This window comes from Pseudoalteromonas rhizosphaerae (assembly GCF_028885455.1).
GTDB lineage: Bacteria > Pseudomonadota > Gammaproteobacteria > Enterobacterales > Alteromonadaceae > Pseudoalteromonas > Pseudoalteromonas rhizosphaerae.
Genome location: NZ_CP118496.1, coordinates 4,611,997 through 4,638,130 on the forward strand (window position 1 = coordinate 4,611,997; position 26,134 = coordinate 4,638,130).

General features: G+C 40.2%; 26 protein-coding genes and 3 pseudogenes. 12 read left to right on the forward strand and 17 right to left on the reverse strand.

What is annotated here, in order from left to right:
- Position 1: 1 nt before the first annotated feature.
- Positions 2-1,471, reverse strand: a complete 1,470-nt coding sequence (locus PVK79_RS19905; RefSeq protein WP_182731803.1) for a sensor histidine kinase — start codon at positions 1,469-1,471, stop codon at positions 2-4.
- A gap of 315 nt (positions 1,472-1,786) precedes the next feature.
- Between PVK79_RS19905 and PVK79_RS19910 the strand changes: the two genes are divergently transcribed.
- The 5 genes from PVK79_RS19910 to PVK79_RS19930 all read left to right on the forward strand — a co-directional run bounded on the left by PVK79_RS19910 (position 1,787) and on the right by PVK79_RS19930 (position 4,649).
- The gene (locus PVK79_RS19910) at positions 1,787-2,014 is read left to right on the forward strand and encodes an EF-hand domain-containing protein (RefSeq protein WP_145235406.1); all 228 of its coding nucleotides are present in this window, start codon (positions 1,787-1,789) and stop codon (positions 2,012-2,014) included.
- A 22-nt stretch (positions 2,015-2,036) separates the two neighbouring features.
- Positions 2,037-2,264, forward strand: a complete 228-nt coding sequence (locus PVK79_RS19915; protein WP_257324069.1) for an EF-hand domain-containing protein — start codon at positions 2,037-2,039, stop codon at positions 2,262-2,264.
- A 114-nt stretch (positions 2,265-2,378) separates the two neighbouring features.
- Positions 2,379-2,615 carry an EF-hand domain-containing protein gene (locus PVK79_RS19920; RefSeq protein WP_149982106.1) on the forward strand — a complete coding sequence of 79 codons (237 nt, stop codon included), beginning with the start codon at positions 2,379-2,381 and terminating at the stop codon, positions 2,613-2,615.
- A 12-nt stretch (positions 2,616-2,627) separates the two neighbouring features.
- The gene (locus PVK79_RS19925) at positions 2,628-2,864 is read left to right on the forward strand and encodes an EF-hand domain-containing protein (protein WP_149982107.1); all 237 of its coding nucleotides are present in this window, start codon (positions 2,628-2,630) and stop codon (positions 2,862-2,864) included.
- A 120-nt stretch (positions 2,865-2,984) separates the two neighbouring features.
- Positions 2,985-4,649: an amidohydrolase gene (locus PVK79_RS19930; RefSeq protein WP_257324070.1), complete on the forward strand. Its 1,665-nt coding sequence runs from the start codon at positions 2,985-2,987 to the stop codon at positions 4,647-4,649.
- A 9-nt stretch (positions 4,650-4,658) separates the two neighbouring features.
- Here the strand turns inward: PVK79_RS19930 and PVK79_RS19935 are convergent, their stop codons facing one another.
- A complete protein-coding gene (locus PVK79_RS19935) occupies positions 4,659-4,886 on the reverse strand; it encodes a YgjV family protein (RefSeq protein ID WP_257324071.1) in 228 nt (75 codons plus the stop codon).
- Positions 4,887-5,154: 268 nt separating this feature from the next.
- On the opposite strand from PVK79_RS19935, the gene PVK79_RS19940 reads away from it, so the two are divergent.
- The 3 genes from PVK79_RS19940 to PVK79_RS19950 all read left to right on the forward strand — a co-directional run bounded on the left by PVK79_RS19940 (position 5,155) and on the right by PVK79_RS19950 (position 10,093).
- Positions 5,155-5,811: a Crp/Fnr family transcriptional regulator gene (locus PVK79_RS19940; protein ID WP_145235393.1), complete on the forward strand. Its 657-nt coding sequence runs from the start codon at positions 5,155-5,157 to the stop codon at positions 5,809-5,811.
- Positions 5,812-6,166: 355 nt separating this feature from the next.
- The gene (locus PVK79_RS19945) at positions 6,167-7,771 is read left to right on the forward strand and encodes a hypothetical protein (protein WP_257324072.1); all 1,605 of its coding nucleotides are present in this window, start codon (positions 6,167-6,169) and stop codon (positions 7,769-7,771) included.
- A gap of 165 nt (positions 7,772-7,936) precedes the next feature.
- The gene (locus tag PVK79_RS19950; RefSeq protein ID WP_257324073.1) at positions 7,937-10,093 is read left to right on the forward strand and encodes a YjbH domain-containing protein; all 2,157 of its coding nucleotides are present in this window, start codon (positions 7,937-7,939) and stop codon (positions 10,091-10,093) included.
- Between the two features lie 57 nt (positions 10,094-10,150).
- On the opposite strand, the gene PVK79_RS19955 is transcribed toward PVK79_RS19950, so the two are convergent.
- From PVK79_RS19955 to PVK79_RS19960, 3 genes and pseudogenes are all read right to left on the reverse strand, one after another.
- The gene (locus PVK79_RS19955) at positions 10,151-10,474 is read right to left on the reverse strand and encodes a hypothetical protein (protein ID WP_257324074.1); all 324 of its coding nucleotides are present in this window, start codon (positions 10,472-10,474) and stop codon (positions 10,151-10,153) included.
- Between the two features lie 45 nt (positions 10,475-10,519).
- Positions 10,520-10,612, reverse strand: a complete 93-nt coding sequence (locus tag PVK79_RS23610; RefSeq protein ID WP_425607867.1) for a hypothetical protein — start codon at positions 10,610-10,612, stop codon at positions 10,520-10,522.
- Between the two features lie 60 nt (positions 10,613-10,672).
- A pseudogene (locus tag PVK79_RS19960) lies at positions 10,673-10,879 on the reverse strand (transposase); the annotation flags it as partial.
- Between PVK79_RS19960 and PVK79_RS19965 the strand changes: the two are divergent.
- Positions 10,824-10,994 carry a hypothetical protein gene (locus PVK79_RS19965; RefSeq protein WP_257324075.1) on the forward strand — a complete coding sequence of 57 codons (171 nt, stop codon included), beginning with the start codon at positions 10,824-10,826 and terminating at the stop codon, positions 10,992-10,994. The pseudogene PVK79_RS19960 and the gene PVK79_RS19965 overlap by 56 nt on opposite strands.
- Positions 10,995-11,030: 36 nt before the next feature.
- On the opposite strand, the gene istB (PVK79_RS19970) is transcribed toward PVK79_RS19965, so the two are convergent.
- On the reverse strand, positions 11,031-11,786 hold the full coding sequence (istB, locus tag PVK79_RS19970; protein WP_257323996.1) for an IS21-like element helper ATPase IstB: 756 nt from the start codon (positions 11,784-11,786) through the stop codon (positions 11,031-11,033).
- 11 nt (positions 11,787-11,797) lie between these two features.
- The gene (gene istA, locus PVK79_RS19975) at positions 11,798-13,348 is read right to left on the reverse strand and encodes an IS21 family transposase (RefSeq protein WP_257324076.1); all 1,551 of its coding nucleotides are present in this window, start codon (positions 13,346-13,348) and stop codon (positions 11,798-11,800) included.
- A gap of 240 nt (positions 13,349-13,588) precedes the next feature.
- Here istA (PVK79_RS19975) and istA (PVK79_RS19980) point away from each other — a divergent pair, with 240 nt between their 5' ends.
- Together istA (PVK79_RS19980) and istB (PVK79_RS19985) are read left to right on the forward strand one after the other, a co-directional pair.
- Positions 13,589-14,623, forward strand: a complete 1,035-nt coding sequence (gene istA / locus PVK79_RS19980; RefSeq protein ID WP_257324077.1) for an IS21 family transposase — start codon at positions 13,589-13,591, stop codon at positions 14,621-14,623.
- On the forward strand, positions 14,620-15,393 hold the full coding sequence (gene istB / locus PVK79_RS19985; RefSeq protein ID WP_182762799.1) for an IS21-like element helper ATPase IstB: 774 nt from the start codon (positions 14,620-14,622) through the stop codon (positions 15,391-15,393). Before istA (PVK79_RS19980) ends, istB (PVK79_RS19985) begins: the two co-directional genes overlap by 4 nt.
- A 55-nt stretch (positions 15,394-15,448) precedes the next feature.
- Here the strand turns inward: istB (PVK79_RS19985) and PVK79_RS19990 are convergent.
- From PVK79_RS19990 to PVK79_RS20030, 10 genes and pseudogenes are all read right to left on the reverse strand, one after another.
- Positions 15,449-16,124 (reverse strand): annotated as a pseudogene (locus PVK79_RS19990) (IS982 family transposase); the annotation flags it as partial.
- 633 nt (positions 16,125-16,757) lie between these two features.
- Positions 16,758-17,540: pseudogene (locus PVK79_RS19995) on the reverse strand (transposase).
- Positions 17,541-18,050: 510 nt separating this feature from the next.
- Positions 18,051-18,275: a transposase domain-containing protein gene (locus PVK79_RS23615; RefSeq protein WP_425607898.1), complete on the reverse strand. Its 225-nt coding sequence runs from the start codon at positions 18,273-18,275 to the stop codon at positions 18,051-18,053.
- Between the two features lie 212 nt (positions 18,276-18,487).
- Complete coding sequence (locus PVK79_RS20000) at positions 18,488-19,054, reverse strand: phosphoribosyltransferase (RefSeq protein ID WP_145235390.1); 567 nt, start codon at positions 19,052-19,054, stop codon at positions 18,488-18,490.
- Positions 19,055-19,722: 668 nt separating this feature from the next.
- Positions 19,723-21,165, reverse strand: coding sequence for an IS1182 family transposase (locus tag PVK79_RS20005; RefSeq protein ID WP_202819450.1), 1,443 nt, complete (start codon positions 21,163-21,165; stop codon positions 19,723-19,725).
- Between the two features lie 246 nt (positions 21,166-21,411).
- Positions 21,412-21,708: a hypothetical protein gene (locus tag PVK79_RS20010; RefSeq protein ID WP_024592041.1), complete on the reverse strand. Its 297-nt coding sequence runs from the start codon at positions 21,706-21,708 to the stop codon at positions 21,412-21,414.
- Between the two features lie 75 nt (positions 21,709-21,783).
- Positions 21,784-22,080: a hypothetical protein gene (locus PVK79_RS20015; RefSeq protein ID WP_138558954.1), complete on the reverse strand. Its 297-nt coding sequence runs from the start codon at positions 22,078-22,080 to the stop codon at positions 21,784-21,786.
- A gap of 157 nt (positions 22,081-22,237) precedes the next feature.
- The gene (locus PVK79_RS20020; protein WP_024592043.1) at positions 22,238-22,618 is read right to left on the reverse strand and encodes a hypothetical protein; all 381 of its coding nucleotides are present in this window, start codon (positions 22,616-22,618) and stop codon (positions 22,238-22,240) included.
- 81 nt (positions 22,619-22,699) lie between these two features.
- Positions 22,700-23,134, reverse strand: a complete 435-nt coding sequence (locus PVK79_RS20025; RefSeq protein ID WP_063529658.1) for a hypothetical protein — start codon at positions 23,132-23,134, stop codon at positions 22,700-22,702.
- A 149-nt stretch (positions 23,135-23,283) separates the two neighbouring features.
- Positions 23,284-23,649, reverse strand: a complete 366-nt coding sequence (locus tag PVK79_RS20030; RefSeq protein ID WP_024592045.1) for a glyoxalase superfamily protein — start codon at positions 23,647-23,649, stop codon at positions 23,284-23,286.
- 876 nt (positions 23,650-24,525) lie between these two features.
- Here PVK79_RS20030 and ltrA point away from each other — a divergent pair.
- Complete coding sequence (gene ltrA / locus PVK79_RS20035; RefSeq protein ID WP_257324080.1) at positions 24,526-26,004, forward strand: group II intron reverse transcriptase/maturase; 1,479 nt, start codon at positions 24,526-24,528, stop codon at positions 26,002-26,004.
- Positions 26,005-26,134: the final 130 nt, after the last annotated feature.

Genomic DNA, 26,134 nt, shown 5'->3' on the forward strand with positions numbered 1-26,134 from the left:
GCTAATTAACTCCTTGGTTTTTATTGGTTGGAGGGATGATTGGGATTTGAATTATAAAACGACAGCCTTGTGGCTCATTATGCTCAACGTGTAAAGTACCCATCAATTGCTCAACAGACTCTTTTACAATGGTGAGCCCTAAACCACTACCTTGAGCGGTTATATCTTTAGCATTCTTACCTTGATAAAAGGCACTGAATATATGTGATTTCTCTTGCTCTTTAATACCGGTGCCTTGATCGCTAACGCTCATAGTCAAAGTACGACCAGCTAATGACAGAGCAATATTGACCGCCTGTCCTGCTGGTGAAAACTTTAAGCCATTAGAGATCAACTGAATTAAGATCATTTCAACAAGCTCTGCAGCAATTTCCAGTGGTTGCTCGGGTAACTCACAATGCCAACATAAGCTTTGCTTACGCGCCACTAAACGATGTTCAAAATGGCTGTTTATCTTGGTTATTAATTGCGAGAATTCCAGCTCACTTAAGTCTTCTTTGCTGCTGCGAATCGCATTGTAACTAAGTAAACTATCGATCATAGCGCGCAAACGCACCATGCTCTGGGTAATTAACGCCAACACCGCTTGCTGCTCTTTGTTAATTGGCCCAACGATTTCATCGGCAAGTAAGTCAGTGCCCTCAACCATTGACGCTAATGGAGTTTTCAATTCATGGGTAACATGGCGTAAAAAAGTATCTTTTTGTTGCTCTAATTGATGCAACTGCTCTTGCACCCATTGTAATTTATTTCCTAGTTCAACCAACTCAGCAGAGCCTTGTACAGCTATTTTTTGTTGCCAATGACCTTGCCCAAGCTTATCAATAACCGACGTTAATCCTTTTAAGCGACCACTTATACGCCATAAAAAACCACCACCTACTAGTAAAGTTAATGGGATAAGTGCTATTAACCAATTGATAAATGAGCTTTGCAAAGCTTTTAACTGTTGCTGATTTTTAGTTATTTGCAGCTCATTTTGATCTCTTAGCCACACCGTTTGACGCGCAATTAATTCACTCACAGGAATAAACAATTGCGCATCTTGTTGTCCTTCAGTAACGAGTTGAGTATGCGCTAATTGCAATACCTGTGCGAGTTGCTGCCATTGCTTAATATACTCCCCTGTAGAACTTATAAAAGTTAGTTCATCAATGCTTTGTAGTGATGATTGCCACTTATCAACAATCAATTCATCGAGTGATTCGCTTTTCAGCACCCAGTTTTGTCGCGTTGCGCGCTCTAAGCTATTGAGGTCTTGCTTAAGATTATTAAATGACTTGGTAATTTGATAATTTTCACTGACGATTTGTTGAGTTACTGCTAGCTGTTTATTCAGCGCATTTAAAAATACAATTACTACCAGTGATAATGGCAGCAGCGATAACAAAGTACTAAACAAAAACTGGCCTATTAAATTGGGTCGCCAACTAAGTAATGCACTGTACTTTTTAGCGAATGAGGCCACTATCGCCACTCCTTTAGTTAAAAGTCTGATTATGGAAGGTGTTACTTATACACTAGCTGAATCAATAAGAATAATGAATAAGGCGAACTGTGTAGCGCTATATAAAGCGACTGACGCTAAATTGAAACAACTTAACCAACTGTTTTTTAAAAACTTAATCAATACCCGTTAAAATTTGTTGCAAAAAAGACACACTGCCCGGTCATTTTTTCCCACTTATCATCATGCCAAAACATTAAACCACTGATATTTATACAATAAAAAAATTGGCATCGTTCTTGTAATATCCGTATCAACGACTGTTTATAAGGAAATAATATGAAAATATTAACACCGCTGTGCTTATGCATCAGCCTACTGCTTAGCTTTAACAGCTTTGCCATTGATGTCGAGGCCACCTTCGCAGAACTTGATAAAGACAGTAATGGCACATTGAGTGAAGCAGAAGCATCTGAAGATGCGGTATTACACGAAAGTTTTGAGCAAATTGACAAAGATCAAAATGGTCAAATTTCATTTGCTGAGTTTAAACAATTTTTGCAATAAATTCCCCTAAGGAAACACTGCTATGAAACAACTTATCGCCGCTTTTTCACTGATGTTTTTAGTCATTAGCGCCACTGTTTTAGCATCACAATTAAACGTTAAGTTTGCGCAATTAGATACCGACTCTGACGGACAAATTTCATTGTTTGAAGCCAAGCAAAACAACACGCGATTAAAGCAGTTTACTGATCTTGATGATAATAACGACGAGCAATTATCTGAGCAAGAGTTCGCAAAGTTTAAATTTTAAAAGGCTTTAAAGTATTTGCCATAATCCCGGAGGGAATGTGTAAACGGATTTAATGTTGGGATTTAAATTATGGCAAATGCTTTATTCTTTTTGTTGGTAGGATGGATGTAAATAATGAAAAGCATATTAATAATATTAAGTGTGTCGCTAGCCACTAGTTTTAGCGCAATGGCACTGGATGTAAAACAACGTTTTGATCATTTAGATAGCAATAAAGATGGCTATTTAACGCATAATGAGCTTGAACCACAACCACAATTGTTGAGTAACTTTAAACGTTGGGACAAAAACCAAGACAATAAAATTTCCCTATCTGAATTTAAGCGTTTTTTAACTAATAATCTAGATTAACGAGTTTCCCCAATGAAATTTTGTACACAACTGGGACTAAGTTTGTTATTTGTCAGTAGCTGTTGCAGTTTTGCAACAACTGATAATATAGCAGAACAATTCAAAAACTTAGACCGCGATAAAGACGGTCTTATCACGCGTTCAGAGTCAGCAAAAGATCCTGCCCTGTGGTCTCGTTTTAAAAACTATGACAGCGATAAAGATGGTAGATTATCACTGTCTGAATTTACTCTATATGCAAATAAATGAATAGCTAATTCATCAGCATAGTTGAAATGCACAACGATAAATAATTTATTATATTTAATTTGCAGACTCAGTATTCTCTGTTACTGTTTAACTAACAAAAGCAGAAAAAGAATTCTAACAATGAAATGCTTACTCGCCTGTTTAATCACTTTATCCTTACCTGTGCTAGCTGATACCACGGTGATCTACAATGCTAACGGTTACACTCCAACTTACAGTGGCCAATTACAGCAATTTTCTACACTGGTTATTAAAGATGGCAAAGTAGTAAAAGTAGGAGACGATAAACTAAAAGCGAGTTTCCCTAATGCAGCAGTATTTGATGCCGAGCAACAAACCTTATTACCTGGTTTAATTGACGCCCACGGTCATGTGATAGGACTTGGTAATAATTTAGCGCAACTCGATTTACGTGGCAGTACGTCGATTGCAGAAATACAAAAAAAGCTTGCTGTATTTGCTAAAAATAACCAGGGCTGGATTATTGGCCGCGGTTGGAATCAAGAACTGTGGCCTAATAAACAATTTCCTACTGCTGCTGACTTAGATAAAGTTGTCAAAGATGTTCCGGTGGTGCTTTCTCGTGTCGATAGCCACGCGATTTGGGTTAATAGCAAAGCGATGGAGTTAGCCAAATTAACACCCACAGTACAGTCACCAGCAGGTGGTGAAATTATTCGCAACCATGCAGGTCAACCTAGCGGTATTTTTGTCGATAAAGCCGAAAGTTTAATTACTGCACATATTCCTACGCCATCTGATCAAGACGTAAATAATGCCTTAAATCAAGCTGGTCAACATCTGCTCAGCTTAGGTATAACCTCAACCCACGATGCTGGGATTGATAAACAAACATGGCAAGTTTACAAGCAAAGAGCTGAACAAGACACCTTACCGCTGCGCATTGTTGCAATGCTAAGTGCAACAGATCCGTCCCTTGAAGATATGCTCAGAGCCGGTCGCTATAAAGATCTTAACGATTTCATGTCTATTCGTAGTGTAAAAATATATGCTGATGGTGCGTTAGGAAGCCGTGGCGCCGCACTACTGGCCGATTATGCAGATAGAAAGAATCACCAAGGTTTAATGCTCGAAACTCAACAAAAATTAGAGCAGCTGTACACATTGAGCTTTAACCATGGTTTTAGCGCCAATACCCATGCCATCGGTGATAAAGCAAATCATATTGTGTTAGATGCCTATCAAAATGTATTTAAAAAAACCGGCGGGATTTTACTACGTAACCGTATAGAGCACGCACAGATAGTTGATCCAGCAGATATTCCTCGCTTCAAAGCACTTAAAATCATTCCATCAATGCAACCGGTGCATGCAACTTCTGATATGCATATGGCAGAGCAGCGCCTTAGCGATACACAATTACAAGGTGCATATGCATGGCAAACGTTTTTAAAGCAAGGCTCAGTAGTAGCTGCAGGCTCAGATTATCCAGTTGAACTGGCCAACCCCTTTGACGGTTTGTATTCAGCAATTACTCGCCAAGATCACAATCAATTACCCGCTAATGGCTGGCGAGTCACTGAAGCACTGAGCAGAGAAGATGCACTCAGAGCATTCACGTTAGGTGCTGCGTATGCCGCACATCAAGAATTTAAATTAGGTAGTTTAGAGCAAGGAAAGTGGGCTGACTTTATTTTAATCGACAAAGACTATTTTAAAGTGCCAGTACAAGAAATTTTTACCATTGTCGTAAATCAAACATGGATTGGCGGTGAATTACGCTACCAAAAAGCGCAAATTGATAACCAGAGTAAGGCTCAATAAACCACGCTATTATTGCGCTTTTTGTTGTTGACGTTTGAGCTTAATTAAATGATAAATATTTACGAAGATTAGCAAACCATTGGTGATAGCCACAGGCCATGCAGCAATCGCAATACCGTAGGCTGTGAAAGCAATACAACCGGCAAGATTAAACCAACGAAGTTTGCTCACATCACTCATAGTTAAAGAGGCAATAAGTAAAGCTGAGGCAAAATACCCCAAATATTCCCAACTCATTTGTTCTCTCCGGTACTTTAGGTTAGCATTGCAAATGTTGTAGTTTAGGCAAAGTTATTCCACAATATAGCAATAGTATAAAAAAGCTAACTTACTAAAAACCCAAAGCTGCTAAAAGCACACTTTAATAATCATTACACGGGATATCAGGTATTAAGCTTAATTAACCGAGTTAACTAAGCTAGTAAGTTAGCGTAAATTCTTAGAATCTTAATGCTAACGTCATTAAGGTGTAATAAATAGGACAATTGTCCGAAGGGCATTGTTGATGTTTCAATATCATTTTTCTAGTTATCTCGTCGACCAGCTACTAACCTTTGCTGGCAGCCGTTATCAACAATCTAAAAAAGAAGTACTGATCCACCAAGATCAACCTCTTACAAAATTAGTGTTAGTCAGAAGCGGCACCGTATCGTTTAGTTATGATGTCGGTAATGGCCGCCGCTTACTGCTGGGCCAACTTGATTGCAACAACACCTTAATTGGTGAAATTGAAGCGCTAAACAATAACCCCTGCATTTATACAGTCACCTGCTTCAGTGACGTTAGCTACAACCTAATAGAACTAAAGCACTGGCGTGCCCTGTTACTTGAAAAGCCAGAGCTGAGCTTATACACAGCACAAACTATTGCCGCTAAGTTTCAAGAAAACCAAAAAATTAATTTAGATAAACTATTGTTGCCATTGGGTTACAATATCGCCAAAGACTGTTTATTACGTGCCGAAAATAATAACCCAACCCTGCTGCGCGCATACCCAACGGTAAATGCTGAAGCTGAGCGTTTTGCCACCACAGAGCGAGCCTATCGCCGCGTAGTATCGGAACTGGTTGAAAGAGGTTTAGTTGCACGCTCAAATGATGGACTCAAAGCGGTTGATTTAGATAAACTTAGCGATTACGTGGATAGTTTTTCGCAGCTATGAAGTTGGCTCTCATTAAAATTCAGCCGAAAAAAACAACGTTTAACTGCTTAAAATGCAACTATTTACATTTACAACCGCAGCCTACTACTTTAGCATAGTAAGCTAATAACGAAGCTGCGCTAAATCCGTAAAAATTAAATAAGAGATTTATTACATAACAGGGTAACAATTTTCTTATTTAATTAATAAAAGTATATATAATGTTCACTTGACGTATATATAATGTGCGCTTATCCTTGATGAACTAATTATTGTATTATAGGTGCAAGCCTAATCTGGTGCGCTCTTTGGTACATTTATAGAACTGCAATTAAGTCTGTTTACTTTAAAGAGAAAGGAAAGAAAGGTAACGATTATGGGAAATAATAAATTCAAGCTCACCAAGCTAGCTCTTGCACTTGGTCTTACAGCAACTTTAAGTGGTTGTTTTGGCGATAACGACAACAATGATTACGTGAAGGAGCCAGAGAAACCATCAGCAACTACACCGGACGCTGACACTCCTAGTGCTCTAAAATTCTATATCAATGCTAATGTTGTTGATATTGCTACCGGTGATGTTGTAGATGCCAAAGTCACATTTATTGAAACTGATATTGTTGATATTAGTGGCGCAAGCATTACTGAACTTGATGCGCAAGATGGTAATTTCGCGTTCAATGTTCCTGACACTCGAGATGAAGCTACTCTCCTTGTTTCAGCTGAAGGCTATGTTACTAAAGCGGTAACTATAGATACTAGCGAGAAAAGTGTTGCACTTCAGGCTTTAATTCCGTTAGCGAGTGAAGCTAATGCCATAACAGCACAAAAAACAGATGTTGCAGCTGATGCTGGTAAGCTTGTTAATGACCTATTTGTTGAAACTACTGATGGCAGTGCTAGAGTAGATGTTTCTAAAGATGTTGAATTACAAGATGCTGAAGGCAATGTTATCACAGGTGATAATGTCACTATGAAAGTAGTTACTGCACCTTTGAATGCTGAGGATGGTAAAATATCTGCAGCACAGTTAATACCTGAAGGACTAAATACAAATAGTACTACTGATGTATTGTCTGCTGCTGCAGTTGTAAAAATCTCGATGAGTTCCGGCGATACGAAGATCAAAAACTTCTCTGAAGACATCACTGTAAAAGCCACATTACCTAAAGACTTTGTAAAAAAAGATGGTACTAAAGTTAAAGCAGGTGATACTTTCGGTGTTTCAACATACGACGAAGAAACTCGTATTTGGAAAAATGAAAGTGATGTAAGTGCAACTGTTGGTGCGGAAGGCACTGTAAACTTCCCTGCTACATACAAAATTAATCATTTATCAACACATCTGCTGACTGAAACTAAACAGGCGTGTTCTTCAGCCGTATCTGTTAAATTTACTGGAGCGGCAGTTCCAGAAAGTGGTTTATTTGTTGGTATAGATACTCAAAGCAACTTTTTTGTACGCCATATAACACCGTCAACACAAACATTGATTCCTCAAAGTATTGCAGCGCAACTTGGTTTTGCTGCTGATGCCAAAGGTGACTTTTATGTATTTGATAACAATGACAATGAATGGGCATTTAAAGAAAACGTCAATATTTGTGGTGAAATCACTGCAACTCTAGCTAATGAGGCTGAGGTTGTTAATGAAGAGTTCAGATTAACTTACTCTTGTTCAAATGCTACAGATACTACCACCCAGTTACCTTTAACGGGAGCTTTGGTTACATATTCTTTAGCAGGAAAAGTAAGTACTTCAGCTAATGAAAACGCAGATGGTGCTTATTTGATGAATAACCTTGTAAAGGCTGATACAGCTACTTACACTGTAAATGTGACACCAACTGGCGGTAATATTGCTCCACAAACTTTCACTATCACACCAGACGGCACTGCTGAGCCGCAAAATATAGTTCGTGACAATTGTACTCTTAGAGATGTAACAGGTACAGGCACAGGTACTACCGGCGGTAGTTAATTGCTGGAAAGAATTAATTGTACTTTAAAAAGCCGCGCACCTTGCGCGGCTTTTGTATACTGAAAACTCAATTACTTTTTGTTTACAGGTTTTCTTGCTACATTAAATACACTGACTGGTTTTAAGGATTTAAAACCCAACTCTTAATCTATTTTGGTTAACAACGTGATAAATAAAAAAACAACTTTAGCGACGGTTTGCGCTCTCACTGTCAGCTCAACATCAATTGCCAATGATACTCTTACTCACGGCATTGCTTATAACGGCTTTACCGGTATTTTTCATACCCCTTCAGCTGCTGTAATCGACAAAGGTGATATCGATATAGGTTATAGTAACCAGCTGGAAATTAGAGGTAAGTACACCGATGGTCATAATTTTACTTTTTCTGCAGGACTATTTGAGGGTTTAGAAGTAAGTGGTCGCGTCACTTCATCAAGTATGCATGATAATTTATTCAGAGCGAGCAGCGATGGGCAAATCCGTGATTTATCATTCAATGCCAAATACCAAATTCCATTTATTCCAAAAGATTGGTTTAGTGTCGCTGTCGGTGCTAAGGATATTGGAGGGGCTGCCAATAACTATGAGGCCTTTTATGCTGTTGCATCTAAGCAATTGTGGGATTTTCGATTTAGTGCTGGTGTTGGCGTATCAGAAACACTTACAGAACAGTTAGACGGCGCGTTTGCTGCTGTTGAATATCAACCGTTCAACTGGCTTTCAGTACTCGCTGAGCATGATGCAGAAGCATTTAATTTAGGCGCTCGCATTACATTACCAAAAGAGTGGCTTTACGATATTGCTACGGTTTCATTTAATAGCCGCTTTTACTCAAATACAGAACTTGCTAATGATGATACTTATTGGGGTGTCAATATTAGCATGCCCCTCAGTGATGAAGCACAAGATAACTACCAAAATCTAAAACCAGCACCTCAACCGATTACAGCGACACTGTTACCTAAGAGTTCAAATCAGCGAACGACAGCAACTCTTGCTGCCCCCAAAAATCTAACGGAAGAATCTGTTAGTCGACCTGTATCAACAGAACCAGTAAAAATATTAACCGCGACCAAACAAACTCAAGAAGTTTCAGCTGCACAAAATAATAATCAACAAATTCATAGCCTAAAAAGCAGCTTAATTAACGATGGTTTTGAAAATATCCGTGTTGGTATTAGCGAGAGTAAACAAATCATTGTTGAATTTGAAAACTCAGTATTTAATCGTAATGAAATTGATGCGTTAGGGCTTGTTTTAGGTCGCATAACTGAAAGCTTCGCTACTGGTAATAATGAATTTATTGTTCGCTTGGCAAAACAAGATATCCCACTGTTACAAGTCAATGGATATTTAGATAATTACCGTCGCTTTATTGATGAAAATATCACTCCAGATTTAATAGTCAGCACTCAATTTAGTGATAAAAATGCTGTAGGTGTAAAATGGGCCGGAAATACCCAAAGCTCGAGGCCTTATTTTGTACCTAGGCTATCTTTGACACCATCGCTTGCTTCAACTTACGCTACTGAATTTGGTGTATATGACCATTCATTAGCACTACAAGCAGATTTACATATGCCACTATGGTACGGTGCAGGTATCAATGTTACTGGTCAAGTAAATGTAGCTAATACTGAAAATTTTGAACCCGGTAAGGTTTTTCAAAACTCGCGTCAAAAGAGCGGTATAAAACGAGCAATTGTCTATCAAACCTTTGCTCTCCCATTTAACATCTATAATCAAACTCAATTTGGTCTTTATCAAGATTATTTTGACTTTATAGGTTTAACCAATGAAACTGTATGGCAAAGCCCTGAAGGCCGCCATAAATTAAAAGCTAAACTTGGCTACTTTGAATACAAAGATTACAACACCGATAAGCGTGATTATTCAATTTATTCATACCGTTATTTATGGGCTGAAAAAGATGTCTCATTCCATATAACTGCAGGGCAATTTTGGAATAAAGATAACGGTTACAAATTAGAGACCAAATTCTGGTTTGGCGACGCCAATATTGCAGTTTCATACAGCAATACAAGCATAGAAAAAGTGGGGATAGGGTTTAGTATTCCTCTGACGCCACGTAAAGATATGAGTGCAGGAAACTGGCAGGTCAAAGGTACTAACAGCTGGAGCCATAACGTCCAAACCCGTATCGGTGATTCACATAACGCACTAGATTTTGGTAGCGCAACAACCCCAATTTCAAGCATTAATATAGATAAAAACTTCTTAAACCAAGATCGTATGTCAAGCAGTTACGTATATGCTCATTTAGCACGATTAAAAGAAGCATTTGAAACCTATAAATAATATTGGTTGAGACAGCTAATTGATGAATAAAAAAGGCCTAGTTAAGGCTAATGCCGGTCAGTTTAGCTGACTGGTGTTTTTATTCTTGTTAGATGGATATTTTGATGGCTTTGGTTTTACCCATCTTTTATAGCTTCTCTCTTCGCGCCGTCGTGGCAATTTAAAGTAATCTAACTGCTCTATTAATAACGTGTAGTGCTTGGGAATATTCCCTGGTGATGTCAGTGGTATAGTTGCAAAAATCTGGGTCACTGCCATTGAACAACTCGCGAAGCTTAGTTGATTTGGTAATACACTATCGAGCTTACTCACAGCCTCTGCCATCACTTGCCTAATAAGATTATAGGCGAGTAATATCCCCCATAACTCTTGCTCTATCATATCGGCCCGTTTGCTTCTCAAAGTATATTTACTGTTCAATCGTGTTTATTTCATTTCTCTAAAACCAAGTTCTATTTCACAACGATAACAATATAATTCAACCATTTCCTCACTTGGAAAGCCCATAGGGTCAATCATAGACGTCAGAATTCGATAGGTTTTTCCTTTAATCGTTTTTGTAACTAACCTGAGTTCTGCTTAAGCTATAACCAATGTATTGAGCTCTACGTCAGTTAAATTAAGGTGTGGCTTATTTTCTTTCAAGCAATAAGCCACCAATCCAGCCACTAAATTCAACATAAAACCGTTCATACTCCGATGTCTTGAATGTTCGATGAAGGAAATGTTCTTGAGTTGGTTATTAATTGTTTCGATTATAAAGCGCTTTGAAAGCATTGCTCTATCTCATTGTTACCAGCAATGCAAAAATGATCCACTTCAACAATTGAAATCTGATCCAGTTAACTTAACACTGGTGCGTATTCTCATGACTTTGATCACCGATTCTCATCAGCTTTGATCACCTGATTTATCATTTTGTAGAGCCGTTTTTAAATTAGCTTAACTGATCATCATCAGTCAATTTATTTAACTGTTTTCGTATCGATTCTCCTTTTAAGTTCAACTTAATCGAACCATGAATTAGCCTATCTAAAATGGCGTCAGCATGGGTTGATTCTCCAATCATCTCATGCCAGTTTTCCTGCGGGAGCTGACTTATAATTATGTGTGATTTATACCCATACCGCGCATCGATTAATTCGAGTAAGTCACCTCGTTGCTGTGCACTCAGTGGTTCAAGCCCCCAGTCGTCTAAGATCAGTAGATCATACTTTATTAACTTCGCCAGTAATTTCCGGTAACTACCATCTGCTTGTGCTAGAAACAGGCTTTCAAGTAGTTCTTTTAATCGAATATAGTAAACGCTTTTTCCTTGTAGGCAGTGCTCATGCCCTAAGGCACATGCGAGGTATGTTTTTCCACAGCCTGTTGCCCCGGTGATTAAGATATTTTGATGTAAGTTCAGCCAGCTATTTTGGCTTAAGTTACGTATCTGTGCTTTTTCTATATTACGTGCCGGTGAGTAAATCAGTTGATTTAACTGAGCTGGTAAGCGGAATTTAGCGTGTCGCACGAGCCGGTCGATTTTTCTTTGCTCACGCGTGTCAATTTCATGTGTTAGCAATAAACTGACGCGCTCTATAAAGCTTTGTTCTTGATATAGATTTGGCTGTTCAAACTGCTGCTTGAGTGCTTGCTTTATACCCGATAACTTGAGTAGTTGAAGTTGCTGGTTAATGGTGTTTATCATGATTCATTTCCTTAATGGTAATACTGTGTGCCGCGTATGTTGCCATGCTTAATTGGCTTTTCTGGCTCTGTTTGCTGTGTGGGTAACGGTTGTTGATCCAACCCCTTTTTCAGCATCTGCTTAATTGATTTGAGTGTTGTCGTATTCATCACGATTGCGCGATAACACGCTTGCTCAAGCCGTTCTTTTGAATAGGTTTTAGCTAAACTCAACACCCCTAAACAGGCGCGATAAGCGTGCTCGGGGTGACGCCGTCCACTGAGCTGTAACTCAATAACTTGGTGGGTATACTCCCCGATACTTAATGCCCATGAGCGTAAATTTATCGGTGACTGCTCATGCTGTTTTTGATGCGCCAGAGGCATATGATGAGACTGTGTTGTATGCCCACCTAAACGATGTGAGCGAGGATGTTGTGCGATTAAGGTATCGTCATGATAAAGCTGTACTAGCTGATTGGTTATGTGTGCGCGTAATTGTTTCTTAACCCACTGATACGGCACACTGTAGTAATGTTTTTCTATTTCGACATGATAATCAATGTGTACTCGCACCGTTTTGATTTGTGTATAGTGATAGGGCTTTTCAGGCAATGGCTTTAATGCGCTTTTATCCACCCTATCAAATAGCTGTTTACGTGACTGTTGATATTGCTTCATGACCTTATTGTTCATTACATCAAGTAGCTTTGCTATTTCTTGATTTAGGTGCGCTAAGCTGTAGAAGGTTTGGTTACGCAGACGTGCCATGATCCAACGCTCAACAATTTGTACACCGACTTCAGCCTTCGATTTATCTTTGGGTTTATAAGGTCTAGCCGGTATGACAGCGACATTAAAATACTCGGCTAATTGATGATACGTGGGGTTTAAATCAGGCTCGTAGCGACAGGGTTTACTAACGGCGCTTTTTAAGTTGTCGGGAATAACAAGCTCTGGAACACCGCCTAAAAATGCAAAGCAACGGGCATGACTCATCACCCAATCTTCAAGTTGTTGACTATACGTTGCCTCAGCATAGGTATAATTTGATGCGCCGAGCACGGCAACAAACACTTGAGCAGTACGTGTTTCCTGTGTTGTAGGGCACGTGATGGTCAGCGTGGGGCCACAATAATCCACAAACAGCTTTTCACCGCCTTTATGATGCTGACGCATCGACAACCGTTGTTTTCCTAACCATTGCCGGTAGGCGCAGCAGAAGTGGCTATAGCTGTAATAAGGCTCAGCGACTTTCTCACGCAATTCATCGAATACTAACTGCAACGTCAAATGTTTGTGCTGCTTTAAATCCTTATTGATGGTGAGCCAGTCAGGTGTTGGGTATCTTTTTTGACGAGTTGAGAAGTCCCTGATTTTTGTATTAAGAAAAGTACCGTGTTGTTTATCTTCAGGTAATGGCCATTGGTTTAACCCTAATTCATTGGCCTTTTTAACGTAATTAGCGACGGTCCCAGGGGAGATATTTAAGCTTCTAGCAATCTCTCGATGGGATAATTGTGCCGAATATTTCAGCCGTAAAATAGCATGTAATTTACTCATAGATATAGGTCTTGTTGACATTATTGTTATCCTCATCAAACGATTTAGATAACGGTTTAACATACCTACAAAAATGATAAAACGTGAACTCGGTAACGAGTGGCATTAAGCTTTGATCGGCAAAATCATTAAGAACACAAAAGTGATCATTATCGAGTGATTTTCGTGATCAAAGCTTAATGAGAATAAGTGATCAAAGTTAATGCCATTGGGTGATCAAAGCTGGGGATAATATGCAACTGGTGCTTTTGGATAAGCACCATGATTTCAAAAGAAGAGTTCATGAAAATAAAAGTCTTAGCCATGCAAGGCATGTCTCAACGAGCCATCGCTAAACAATTGGGCATATCGCGCAACACCGTTAAAAAATACCTTCAAGGTGACTTTGACGAGCCGCATTATGCTACTCGTAAAACGGGTATTTCAAAATTAGAGGCATTTAAACCGTATTTACATTCTCGATTAGCTAAAGCCACTCCAATACATTTATCAGCCGTTGTTTTACTCAGAGAAATTAAAGAGCAAGGCTATACCGGAGAAATATCGTTACTACGCCAGTACTTGTATCAATATCGAGGTAGCGTTGAACCCCAACCCATTATTCGCTTTGAAACAGAAGCGGGCAAACAAATGCAAGTTGATTGGGGCCAAATGCGAGGTGGGAAATCACCACTGCACGCCTTTGTCGCTGTTTTAGGCTTCAGCCGTGCATTGTTTGTCGCAATCACTGATAACATGCGCTATGAAACACTCGAAGCGTGTCATCGCCAAGCCTTTGAGTATTTCCAAGGCATTCCACAGCAAGTGTGGTATGACAATATGAAAACAGTGGTAATAGAGCGTGATGCTTACGATGAAGGCAAACATCGCTTTAATCAATGCTTTTATCAATTTAGTAAAGAAATGGGGTTCATTCCAAAGCTCTGTAAACCCTACCGCCCACAAACAAAAGGGAAAGTAGAGCGAATGGTGCGCTATGTGCGCGATAACTTTTATCAGCCATTAGCCACTAAATTATTTGCCCTTGAACTTACTTTGGACGTTGAAACAGCCAATGTTGAAGTCATTAACTGGTTGAACACAGTGGCTAACCAGCGCATTCACGACACAATAAAAGTAAAGCCCGCAGATAGATTAAAAGAAGAGCAAGCGTACCTACAACCTTTACCCCCGCTCCAACCTGTTGCACCACCACAGCCGGCAGAAGTGGCTATACCTGTATTTGATATGTCCTTCGAGACTCACCCGTTACATCATGACTTAAACATTTACGCGCAATTCTCGGAGGCACTATGAACTTGCAACTCGCACGCTTACATGAACTAACGGAGGAGCTGCAACTCGCCGGTGTTGAAACAAATGCAACAGCGCTAGCGCAGCAAGCAGCAAAAGAGGAATGGGATTATTTACAGTTCTTAGAGCGCGTACTGCAAGGTGAGCAGGCGTACCGGCACCAACGTAAACAGGTTATGTTTACGCGTATGGCTGGATTTGCGTCATTAAAATCGCTTGAGGAGTTTGACTTTACGTTTGCCACCGGTGTGCCCAAAAAACAAGTTAACGAGCTTGCCACACTCTCGTTTATTGAACGAAAAGAAAACGTCGTTCTGCTCGGGCCATCAGGTGTAGGCAAAACACATATTGCCAGTGCGCTAGGTTACAAGGCAGTGCAAGCAGGCTTAAAAACCCGCTTTATTAGCGCGTCTGATTTAATATTGCAATTAACCACAGCGCAACGTCAAGATAAGTATAAACAAGTGATGCAGCGCTCAGTTCTGGCACCCAGGCTACTAATAATTGATGAAATAGGCTATTTACCGTTTAGTGCTCAGGAATCTAAATTATTGTTTGATGTCATTGCAAAGCGTTATGAAAAAGGAGCGGTCATACTCACCAGTAACCTCCCATTTGGACAATGGGGGAGCATTTTTGCGAATGACACAGCGTTAACATCAGCGATGTTAGATAGAATTTTACACCACTCACATATTGTTCAAATTAAGGGGGAAAGTTATAGGATCAAAGAAAAGAAACAAGCCGGATTAATGGAAAACCTTAATAAATAGTGGATCATTATTCAAATGGTGGAGTGGATCACTTTTCGGTTGTTGTTGACACTCATAATGACATCGCTTTTGCCTTCATGTTTTTGCGAACTGTCGTAATAAGCTTTATCCCTTTATCGAGCAAGTCGGCTTCTAAAGCTTTACTTAAATACCCTTTGTCACCATAAAATTTATCTGTCAGACAGCTCGCTAACTCACGCACTGGTTGAGTATCATGTACATTACCTGTTGTCACTTTCGCAGCAACAATTTCACCATGATGATTACGATTAAATGCAGCTTGAAGCCATAAAACCACCCCATCGACCCTTTGCCACGTTGGGCTATTCCATCAAAGGTTTTGTGTCTTGGAATACGAATATTATGGCACACCTTGATGCATGTAGAGTCAATGAATTCCCCCCCCCTGTGGGCTTACCTTTAAGCGAAGTGAAATAGGCGCACATCGGCACAATAACCCTAGGCATAACAGCTAAGAGTCGGGTATAGCTGAGTAAATTAGGAAATTCACTTTTGTACATAAGTGAAACATAGCCAAGGTAGTAATTTTTAAAGTCACGGTGATGCGACATATGGAAACTAATGACAATAGTCATAATTTCACTGGTCGTCATACGTCCTGCTCGTCGACGTTTTTGGGTGCCATCGTCGAGTAATTGTTTGTTCAATTGAGGGATAAATACTTTGCAAAAATCATCGACATCGCAAAACAATTCAACTAATTTAATCATGCCTGTTCCTTGTTTATCCAATCGTTCTTGGTCGAAAGATCGGATCTCGGAACAGGCATTGAGTTCAATTTCTTAAACGAGATTCAGATTAACTAAGCGAGCCTCAACATGAGTAGGTAAGTCAGCAAATTTCTTTCTTGATAGCGGGGTAGACGTCAGCCGTATCTGTAAGTCATTAGGGCTTATTTTCTTTATCACTTCAAACTAAAGGTCTTTGGGGGGGGGGCGGGTATCATCCAGGGCCGTTGTTTCCCTGTTTGTTGCCAGCGATTTAGCAGTCCACGGGAATAATAACCGTTATCAAGATTGTCAACGAGTTATCTGGTGTATGCTCAATGAGTTGTTCTGCCAATACCATTTCATTAGTTCGATAATCAGAGAATGCACTGTTGATGAGTTGGTGGCTTGGTGACCTCCATATGACAGACCATGCGTATTTTTGGAAAGATATTTTCACTGTGCTCATTGCTTTGAGCTTTAAATGTTTCGTGATTTTCAAGTGTATCTGTTGTCCGCCAAACAACGCCATCTACAGCGAGTAAATGAGTTATTGTCAAATCTGGTGTATGAGCTCTGCTTGATCTTGCATTATTCTTTCGCCGTCTTTAAATTTTATCCCTGTGATCACGTCAGCTAATAGCTTAAATCCTCGCAGACGATACCATTTTTCTCTGCAGATTGTGCGAGCTTAAAGATCATCATTAAGGTGGTTGTCCGACTGCCACTGCTCTTCACTTTATACGTTCTCAGCCTTACTGTCGCAAACGTTGACTCTATCGGATTACTGATTCTAATATGTTTCCAATGCTCTGCAGGATAATCATAAAATGTTAACATTTCATCTTTATCCTTCATCAAGCAATCCGTCGCCTTTTTGTATTTAACAGAGTAATTATTAACAAATAAATCATACTCTTTATAAGCAGAAAAGCGACTCTCTGCCATTCAGATATCTTGCAAATTCGCTTTGATTTTCTGCTGCATTGATTTAGACACTTTGTTTAACACATTCGCTATTTTGTGCACCCAACAGCGCTGATGTTGCGTTGTTGGACAGGGCATTCCAAAATCCCAGCGCGCCATCACCAATGGTCAATTTGGACGGTATTGTTAGACCCTGTGAGTGCAACTGGTTTAACACTTCAATCCAGCACTGCCCAGACCATCTACCACCGCTAACAATGCCTTTCTACTCGTTTCATCTACGCCCATAACCACTAATAAGCACAGCTTATCATCCATTCTAACTTTGCTGTAAATACCATCAGCCCAGATATACACATACCGACGTTTAGTCAAAGAACGTCCAGTCCATTGCTGGTATTCTGTTTTCCAAGCTTCTTTCAATCGAGATACGCTGTTTACGGACAACCTTTTGGCCTGCTCACCGAGCAATGACACCAAAGCAGGCTGCATATCACCTGTTTAAATCCCTCGTAAATAGAGCTGTGGGATCAATTCTTCAATGCTTTTCTTCCGTTTTAAATAAGTCGGGATCAAGGGACTATTGAATTTAACGCCTTCATTTTTTTGCTCCCTTACTTTAGGTGTTTTTACTTCAATATCACCGAGGCTGTTTGAATAGTACGTTCAGTTTTAACAATCCTCAGAAGCCCTTCGACGGTCTCATGCTGGTATTGAGTAAGCAGTTCCGCCTCTATAGCTTGAGGTAGCAGCTGCTGAGCCCCTGTTTTTAGTAATTATTCTAACGGATTTACTGGTGCCTCGATGGAAATAACATTATCATTTTCAGTCATTGCGATGCCTCTCTGGTTAATTGTTGAACCGCCAAGATCAATTGACAGATTACATAGCAATAACTTTTTCTCATACACCAGAAACGACTATAGCTCCGAGTAAATTGAGTCCAGCCCATGTTTCAAACTTATCACTTTGGTAACTTTGCTTTGCCATTGCTAAGAATACTTACTTAACGGCTTCTGAGCCTAGACTTTGTCTAGCCTGCACGATTGCACTAGGTGCCAATAAAGTTTTTTTATCAGGTAACATGATGTCCATTTGAGTAGATCCACCAAAAACTGAACGCAACCTGAATAAACTCACACCAATGATTGACCATAATACAGCCTCTAAAGGTAGGCGGTGCTTTCTAACGGTTGCTACACCGGTTTGTTGAAAAGCGTGTTCAATTAATTCCGGGAGAGTATTTCTGCATACTTTTCACGTGTGAAACGTATTGCACGCATCGATAGTGCTAGCTAATTCATGAGCAAGTTGCATAAAAAAATCCTATGGCCTGTGATCATAGGATTTTGATCTCATTTTACCGAGCGTCAAGCTTTTTATTGCTTAACTGATCGGCACTACCTAGTTAAGGCCTTTTTTATTTTTACTCAATAGATTTATTTTGCTAATAAAATATCGTGTATTTTTACTAAATCTGTTTTACCAGCGATGATCTCATCAGGTGTTAAACCCGATAGTTCATGCGGGAATACTAACCACTCTTCTGATTCATGAATGTAGTAGTCAGGCTTCATATCAACTTTAGAATTTTTTGGTTTGTAATACGGGCATGCAATGCGGATATCTTTAGGTAAGTTTAAACGCATCAATTCCGAAAGCTTTTCTTTCAGTGCAAAAATACTACGCCCTGAATCAAATACATCATCAACAATCAATAACGAGTCACCTGCGTTAGCATTTTCAATAATGTAGTGTAGGCCATGTACTTTAATTTCTTTAGATTGCTTATTAATACCGTAATACGATGAAGTTCGCACCGCGATATGATCTGTCTCTATGCCCTTATAATCATAATACTCTTGCACTGCAATTCCAATTGGGGCACCCCCACGCCAAATACCAATAATAAAATCAGGACGAAAACCATCTTGGTATACTTGCGCCGCAACGCGAAATGAATCTTCAAGCAATTGTTGCGCTGTGATGTAGCACTTATCTGACATAATTAGAATTCCCAGTGTGAGTTGATCATTCAAGTATAGTTTATGAATACGACTTAAATAAAAGCAGCGCTTTTAATATAAGAAATATAACTTCAAACCTTAATCACTTGAAATGCAAAAGTGGGGCGAGATTTTAGCGCAAATAAACTAAAAAAGCTTGTTTCTGTTTGTAATTACATTTTTATAGCCAACAAAAAAGCGCCCAATTGGAGTATATAGTAAAAACAGTGTCTATTCGCGTGTGAGTGAGTGGCAGCCCTTTACTGGAAATGCTTCTTTGGGGTATATAAAGCGTACACACTATGTATAATGGTGTGTACGCTTTTTTTATCCCTGAAGGCTTAGCAAGGCGATGGTCTCACTGCGTGAAGACCATCACCCTGCCAAAAGGGTATTTAAGGGAATGATGGTAAAGTAAAATAATAAAGCCACTCCTGACGCTCGCACAGCTCACTACTCGCTAGGCATTTATGATTTTTCTTGACCATCCGCTGAAACACGTTTCTGGACAAAAACGAGTTAGAGCCGAAGGTCGGCTCTGTGCCCAGACTGTGTAAAAACTAATTTTTAATAAATTGTCTTGGGTATGTTCTTAGTTTGAAACCATTTAAGATGGTTGCGATCGATTTTTTCTCAGTATCGCAATTTTCTCCGCGCGAGCGAAACTGCTATGGCAACGCTACTCTAATTGCTTTACTTAGGCCGTTAACTCCCATAATTGTTATCATTCTTCTGAAGTTGTAAGCTAGGACATGAAGACTTATTTCTGTCCCCACGCTTTTTAAACCTCGTGTTAGTAAGTGGGTAGCTCCCATCCAGAGTTTAATTGTGCCAAAGGGGTGCTCAACAGTTTGCTTTCGATGAAGCATCAATTCAGGTTGATTCTTTAGCTTTTGAAGCATTTCTTCTGTCAGAATCTCATGCACCCACCGCCTTATTCGCCTAGGGTCTTTTTTAGAGTTAGTGCACTGACTTCTTATTTTACAATCTCGACAAGCAATGTGATTGAAGTAAACATCAAGGTATTTACCTTGCTCAAATACCTGCATTCGATTTTGAAGTTCATTACCAGCGGGGCATAAGTAAATATCTTTATTTGCATCGTATTTGAAAAGTGAGCGGTTAAATATCCCTTTCTTTTCAGAGGACGATGTATCCGTCTTGGGCATGATTGGCTCTGCACCCAAATCGATAGTGTCTTTTATATCAGGCTGACTGAAGTAACCTTTATCTGCTAATACCCGTATATCTTTCTTGCGCAATGCTTCTTGTGCGAGTTTCGTCATTGACGCAAGCTGGCCTCTATCTGGCACGTTGGTCACGTCATGCGCCACTATGAGGTGATGCTTGGTATCAACCGCACTTTGTACGTTATAACTCACAACTCTTGTAAAACCTTGAGTTTTCATTAAACGTGAATCAGGATCAGTAGTGGATATTTGCTTATCAGGATGAGCTTCAACTTGTTCTTTAATCTCGTATAGTTTTTTTAACTGGCTGCGAAAGTCAGCTAGTCTCTCTTTTGTGGCTTTAATTTTTGTGACGTTAGCTTGCTCTTTATCGGCTTCATCAAGTAATTCAAGATAACGTTCAATGTTCTTTTCGACTCGGTCGATGTGAAATTTAACTTTGCTTGGCGTAAAATTATTGCCTTTGTTGTTGCTAGCTTTAAACTTACTACCATCGATGGCAACAACGGGTTTCTCAAACATATTCAGGCGACGACAGACTTCAACAAACGTTTTGCATACATTTTTTATACCGCCTCCGTTGTCTTTTCTAAAATCAGCAATCGTTTTAAAGTCGGGTGCCAACTTACCAAGTAGCCACATCAGTTCAATATTGCGTTGGCATTCGGTTTCTAATCGGCGGGATGATTGAATACGGTTGAGGTAACCATAAAGATAAAGCTTTAATAGTGTGGCTGGATGATACTTAGGGCGGCCTGTGGACTTTAAGGTTAATCCTTTAAACCCCAATTCAGCTAGATTTAGTTCCTCAATGAAAACATCAATTACTCTGACCGTATTATCTTCACTGACGTAGTCTTCCAACGATTCTGGAAATAACGTTGATTGGTTACGATCTTCACCGCTTATAAACTTTGACATATTGCCTCAACCCTCGACTGAATCAATAGTCTTATTATATAAATATCAGTATATTAAGTGAACTAAATGTATAGATTAATCGATCATAAGCAGCAGATACTTAGACCAAAAGGTGATCAGAGTTTTCACACAGTCTGTGCCATAAGTGGACAGTGCTAACGCTTTGCTAATTGGCTGCCGCAGCGCAGCGTAGGCAGTCCAGTGGAGGCCATGCTGTTTGTGGCCGGAACGAAATTAAGCAACTTGTTATGTTGAAACATGCTTGATAAGCCCCTTAGCTACGAAATAAAAAACAAAGCAGACAAATAACAGCCCAAGGAAACGAATTGCTTTTGGTGCGTCTTTCTTAATTTTCACCTGAACGGCGATGCCAAACTCATCACCGATGAGCCACAAAAATATCTTGTGTAAACTCCATAAAACCATAAATACGTAAACACTGAGGAGCCCATAAAATTCAACATCGGCTACCATCAACGTGATCGTAATGATTAATGCAGCTACTAATACCCCAAAACTGATTGTCTTAATACGAGCGATCAATATGCTGCTCCAACATAACGCCCCAATATGCCGACGAAAAGAGCGCAGCGAGTTGAGGTCGGAATAATTGGTTTGTTAGCTTTGTATATCAATTTCAACAACTTGAGCCTCTTTAAATATACTTTTAGCTTTTTCAAACACAGTATCTTTATTAGCTGGATGCACCGTAATATCGATTGCGTTATCCGATAATGTAAAAAGTGTAAGACAACCCGCTTTTTGGATTTTTGCTATATCCGACTTTTTTACCAATCGTCCTTTGGTGTTATAAAAACGAGAGTAAGAATTTGTTCTTACCTGCACGTTTGCACCTAGGTCGTTAAACGTTCTTTCTGCTTTGTCCAAAAAGTTGATGGGAATCATTGATTCCAACTTTATAACCAAAACAAAGAATAATACTGAGGCGATAACTAATATTAAAATGTCAATAAAGCCTCCGCAAAGCTAACGCCCGCCACACGGGCGAGCAACTTGTTGCGAGTCCAGCGCCGCAGGCGCGATGTGCTGGCGCTTGTTATGTGCGTACATGCTACAGAACATGAACATCGTTGATTGTTGCAGCATAATTGTTGTTCCCAATTGGTACAAACTCAAATTCAACAGTTAGGTCGGTTATCTCGCCATTGGCGGGTAAATAAAAGCCGAAGATCAATGAGCCTGAATCGGTTTCTAAAAACTCAGGGTAACAATTCGCTATATTTTCGTTTTGAAAACTCACAGGGGCATCGCTACCAAAGTAATCATGCACAGCGTCTTTGAGTTCAGATTCTGCCCATACAACACCATAGTTATTGTTTATATCAATGAGCTTTTCTGCGTCTTCAAATTGATTTGTGGCTAATAAGCTCAGCCAATGCTGACAATAACTTTTAAGTTGATTCTCTTTATCTTCACTGGTGATTGAGAGCATGAGATACCTTAGAGCACATAACGCCTGCAGTTGCGGCGGGTGCGGAGCGCAGCGTAGCACACGTCCGACAACCTGCACTTGTTAAGCATTTTGCGACTTACCAGCAATTACTCCGAATTCACCGAGTATTCTTTGCTCTAGAATTCTAGTTACTGCTTCAAATGATGAGTTCGTATCGATAGCTTCTCTTTGATCGACTAGTTCATATTCAAATGGCAACTCTATCGCCATTTTTGAGGCATAAAACTGACCTAGCTGAAGGCGCCAAGGATAAGATGTGTACTCTGGAGTATAAACATGAAACAAAATCACCTTTTCATAAGCTTGATACTGGCTTAAGAGCCAATATTTTCCAACATTTGTATCAGGGTGAGTTTGTTTTACCTCCACTTCCAAGGCTATAACAACATTCCCATCAGTTAGCAGCCCATCAGCACGAAATCCATTTGAAGGAAAGCCAGGGATTGCTTGAAAACCATTAGTGAACGACAACTTTTCGCTAGCAAACTGTTTCATCCAGTCTGCCAACCTCGATTCATATTTTAGCCACGGTGACTTCACTGGACATGGTTCCTCGTATGCTTAACGCCCAAATTTAGCGCGGAAAGCCGCGCAGCGGGTTGACGTCGCAGCCAGCGCTTTTTGCTGGCGATAAAATTTGATTGTTATGTGTCTGCTGATTCATTAAACAATATCCTGTTTGAAAACGGATCTGTTACGGTAAAACACCTTGCACCCCAAGGGGCATCTTCAATGCTTGGTTTGTTGTATTTGTAAGGCTTTGCAGTAACTTGTGCGAAAAGTTGATCAAGATTGCTTACATTAACGAAGACCTTGCTGCCCGGTGTGCAGTCACCAGAGTGTTCACTCAGATGTAAAACAAAATCGCCAAGCGAAACTTGCATGTAAATTGGGTAACCATCCTCAAAACGATGCTCCCAATCTAGTTCCATACCGAGAAAGCCAAGGTAAAACTCTTTTGCTTTATCTTCATCGAAAATCCGCATTATTGGGATCGTCTGAAACTCCATGCCATCTACTCCATTACACATAACAATTTAATAGTGCGCTCATCGCGCATATTTCTGCCGACGCTACGCTCATTTTTCTACATTATATAGTTTTAACAAATAACCTAAGGTATTACTATCACTAAGTTTTCTAAAACTTTAAAGAAAAGTTAAATAGAACAATATGCGCTCGGCGCTCATTTTCATGAATATATGCGCAAAGAGCAGTTTAACCAATCTATTAACGACGATATTTAGCCAGTATCAATGACCGATTATCGCTCAAAGCCGACCTATAGAGTAATTACGTTAACACGTCTTGGGGCGTGCGACGTGAAGTCGTATGAAGCGCTGTTCACCGCTTAATGAGTGAACCATCTGTATCACCAGATGATCCTAGGAGCCTGAATAAAGTAGCGGCTCTGACAATGTAACGAAGGTTGGTATGCGCCAATCGGGATCTTAATCGTGAGAGGACGATCCTCCTGATAACCACAAATCGGGTGAGTGCTAGGCAGTCAGTATGATGAACATAAGTGAATCCGCGTAAGGTGCGTTATACGATGAAACAGCGGAAGTGGTTAATACGCTGTAGCCAAAAGGCGCGAGAGTCGGAAAGAGATTGCCCCATGCTCTTTCGTGATCACTGAACTCTCCGCACTATAGCGGGCATCTAACCTGACATTGCGCAACATACGGAACACGGTAAGCCTGTATCACTCCCTTTGGGAAAGCTTATATAGCCGATAGTGATGCAGGTAGAGGATGTTGGAGAAAGCAAAGGCTGGATTGTAATGATGCAGATACAGACGTCTGTCTGGCACGAAAGTGAGCTGACTTCCGACTGGTCTTCCTTTGCAAGAGAATTTGAAGAACTTTATTCAAGGAGAAACGCAAATGATGATTTCAAAAGAGATTAGTGCCTCTCCTGACAGTGCTCAATGGCAATCCATAAATTGGAAAACTGTTGAGTCACACGTTTTAAAGCTTCAGATGCGTATTGCAAAAGCAACAAGAGAAAGTAAACACGGCAAAGCGAAAGCGTTGCAGTGGATACTGACTCACTCGCATTCGGCAAAACTTCTTGCTGTTAAGCGAGTATCACAAAACAAAGGCAGTAAAACGCCCGGAATAGACGGCGTCATCTGGAATACGGATACGCGCCGCATGAAAGCAGTCAATCAATTGAGCAGAAAGGCTTATCAAGCCAAACCGCTCAAGCGTATCTACATCCCTAAGAAAAACGGCAAGCTCAGACCTTTGGGTATCCCGTGCATGGTCGATAGAGCGCTACAAGCGCTTCATCTTCTTGCACTAGAGCCTGTGTCAGAAACACTTGCTGACCCAAATAGCTACGGCTTTCGGCGCAATAGAAGCACTGCTGATGCTATTGCTCAGTGTTTTCTCTGTTTGAGTAAAAAGCAATCCGCGCAATGGGTTCTTGAGGGAGATATCAAAGCCTGTTTCGACAAGATTGGGCATCAATGGCTTATGAATAATATAGCTGTAGATAAACGAATGTTGGAACAATGGTTAAAGTCTGGTTTTATGGACAAAGGGCTGTTCTATCGCACTGACGAGGGAACACCACAAGGCGGGATCATATCTCCAACCTTGATGCTGATGACTCTTGCAGGTCTTGAGCAACGCATAAAGTCCACCGCACTTAAAAATGGGGCGAGAGCCAACTTTATAGGATACGCCGATGATTTCGTCGTCACTTGCACTTCAAAGGACGTGCTGGAGAACGATATCAAACCGTTGATTGCTGACTTCTTAGCACACAGAGGCTTAACGCTCTCCGAAGAGAAAACGCACATTACTCACATTAGCCGTGGTTTTGACTTCCTAGGCTTTAACCATAGGAAGTACAAAGGAAAACTGCTCATTAAACCGAGCAAATCTAACACGTTAATATTTCTGAGTAACTTGCGCGAACTCATTAAAAAGCACGCAACTACCCCCGTTAACGATCTAATCAAGTTGATAAATCCGAAACTCAGGGGCTGGTCGAATTACTATCGACATTGCGTTGCCAAACAAGTATTCGGATATGTGAGTCACAAACTATTTCTAGCGTTATGGCATTGGGCTAAAAGGCGTCATCCAACAAAATCAAAAACTTGGATCGCCATGAAGTACTTTATCAACCGTCGAGGCCAATGGCAATTTCACGGTTGGCAGAAGAGCATGAACATGAACATGGATTGTCAGTTTAATCTATTTCAAATAGCTAAGGTGCCAATAGAGAGACATGTGAAAATCAGGAGTGAAGCTACGCCTTTTGATCCTTTATACCAAGAATACTTGGCAAAGAGAAAAGCAAAGAGGCAATGCCGCAACTCTTGGAATGAACCTAATCTCGCTGCTTTATAAGTTGCTGGGTACCAATTAGGTGCCTTCGTGAAGGCTTGAGCCGTATGCAGTGAAAGTTGCACGTACGGTTCTTAGGAGGGCGACACTTGGTAACAGGTGTCGTCTATCCGACAAAAACGAGTTTGAAACT

Bases quoted from the DNA above. Each gene is read 5' to 3' on its own strand.
- istA (WP_257324077.1), top strand. From the start codon at position 13,589: ATGATTTCAAAAGAAGAGTTCATGAAAATAAAAGTCTTAGCCATGCAA.
- PVK79_RS19935 (WP_257324071.1), bottom strand. From the start codon at position 4,886: ATGAGTTGGGAATATTTGGGGTATTTTGCCTCAGCTTTACTTATTGCC.
- istB (WP_182762799.1), top strand. From the start codon at position 14,620: ATGAACTTGCAACTCGCACGCTTACATGAACTAACGGAGGAGCTGCAA.
- PVK79_RS19945 (WP_257324072.1), top strand. From the start codon at position 6,167: ATGGGAAATAATAAATTCAAGCTCACCAAGCTAGCTCTTGCACTTGGT.
- PVK79_RS20000 (WP_145235390.1), bottom strand. From the start codon at position 19,054: ATGTCAGATAAGTGCTACATCACAGCGCAACAATTGCTTGAAGATTCA.
- PVK79_RS20025 (WP_063529658.1), bottom strand. From the start codon at position 23,134: ATGAAACAGTTTGCTAGCGAAAAGTTGTCGTTCACTAATGGTTTTCAA.
- PVK79_RS20020 (WP_024592043.1), bottom strand. From the start codon at position 22,618: ATGCTCTCAATCACCAGTGAAGATAAAGAGAATCAACTTAAAAGTTAT.
- PVK79_RS23610 (WP_425607867.1), bottom strand. From the start codon at position 10,612: ATGATTGACCCTATGGGCTTTCCAAGTGAGGAAATGGTTGAATTATAT.
- PVK79_RS20030 (WP_024592045.1), bottom strand. From the start codon at position 23,649: ATGGAGTTTCAGACGATCCCAATAATGCGGATTTTCGATGAAGATAAA.
- PVK79_RS20005 (WP_202819450.1), bottom strand. From the start codon at position 21,165: ATGTCAAAGTTTATAAGCGGTGAAGATCGTAACCAATCAACGTTATTT.
- istA (WP_257324076.1), bottom strand. From the start codon at position 13,348: ATGTCAACAAGACCTATATCTATGAGTAAATTACATGCTATTTTACGG.
- PVK79_RS19955 (WP_257324074.1), bottom strand. From the start codon at position 10,474: ATGATAGAGCAAGAGTTATGGGGGATATTACTCGCCTATAATCTTATT.
- PVK79_RS19910 (WP_145235406.1), top strand. From the start codon at position 1,787: ATGAAAATATTAACACCGCTGTGCTTATGCATCAGCCTACTGCTTAGC.
- PVK79_RS19925 (WP_149982107.1), top strand. From the start codon at position 2,628: ATGAAATTTTGTACACAACTGGGACTAAGTTTGTTATTTGTCAGTAGC.
- istB (WP_257323996.1), bottom strand. From the start codon at position 11,786: ATGATAAACACCATTAACCAGCAACTTCAACTACTCAAGTTATCGGGT.
- PVK79_RS19940 (WP_145235393.1), top strand. From the start codon at position 5,155: ATGTTTCAATATCATTTTTCTAGTTATCTCGTCGACCAGCTACTAACC.
- PVK79_RS19930 (WP_257324070.1), top strand. From the start codon at position 2,985: ATGAAATGCTTACTCGCCTGTTTAATCACTTTATCCTTACCTGTGCTA.
- PVK79_RS19920 (WP_149982106.1), top strand. From the start codon at position 2,379: ATGAAAAGCATATTAATAATATTAAGTGTGTCGCTAGCCACTAGTTTT.
- PVK79_RS19915 (WP_257324069.1), top strand. From the start codon at position 2,037: ATGAAACAACTTATCGCCGCTTTTTCACTGATGTTTTTAGTCATTAGC.
- ltrA (WP_257324080.1), top strand. From the start codon at position 24,526: ATGATGATTTCAAAAGAGATTAGTGCCTCTCCTGACAGTGCTCAATGG.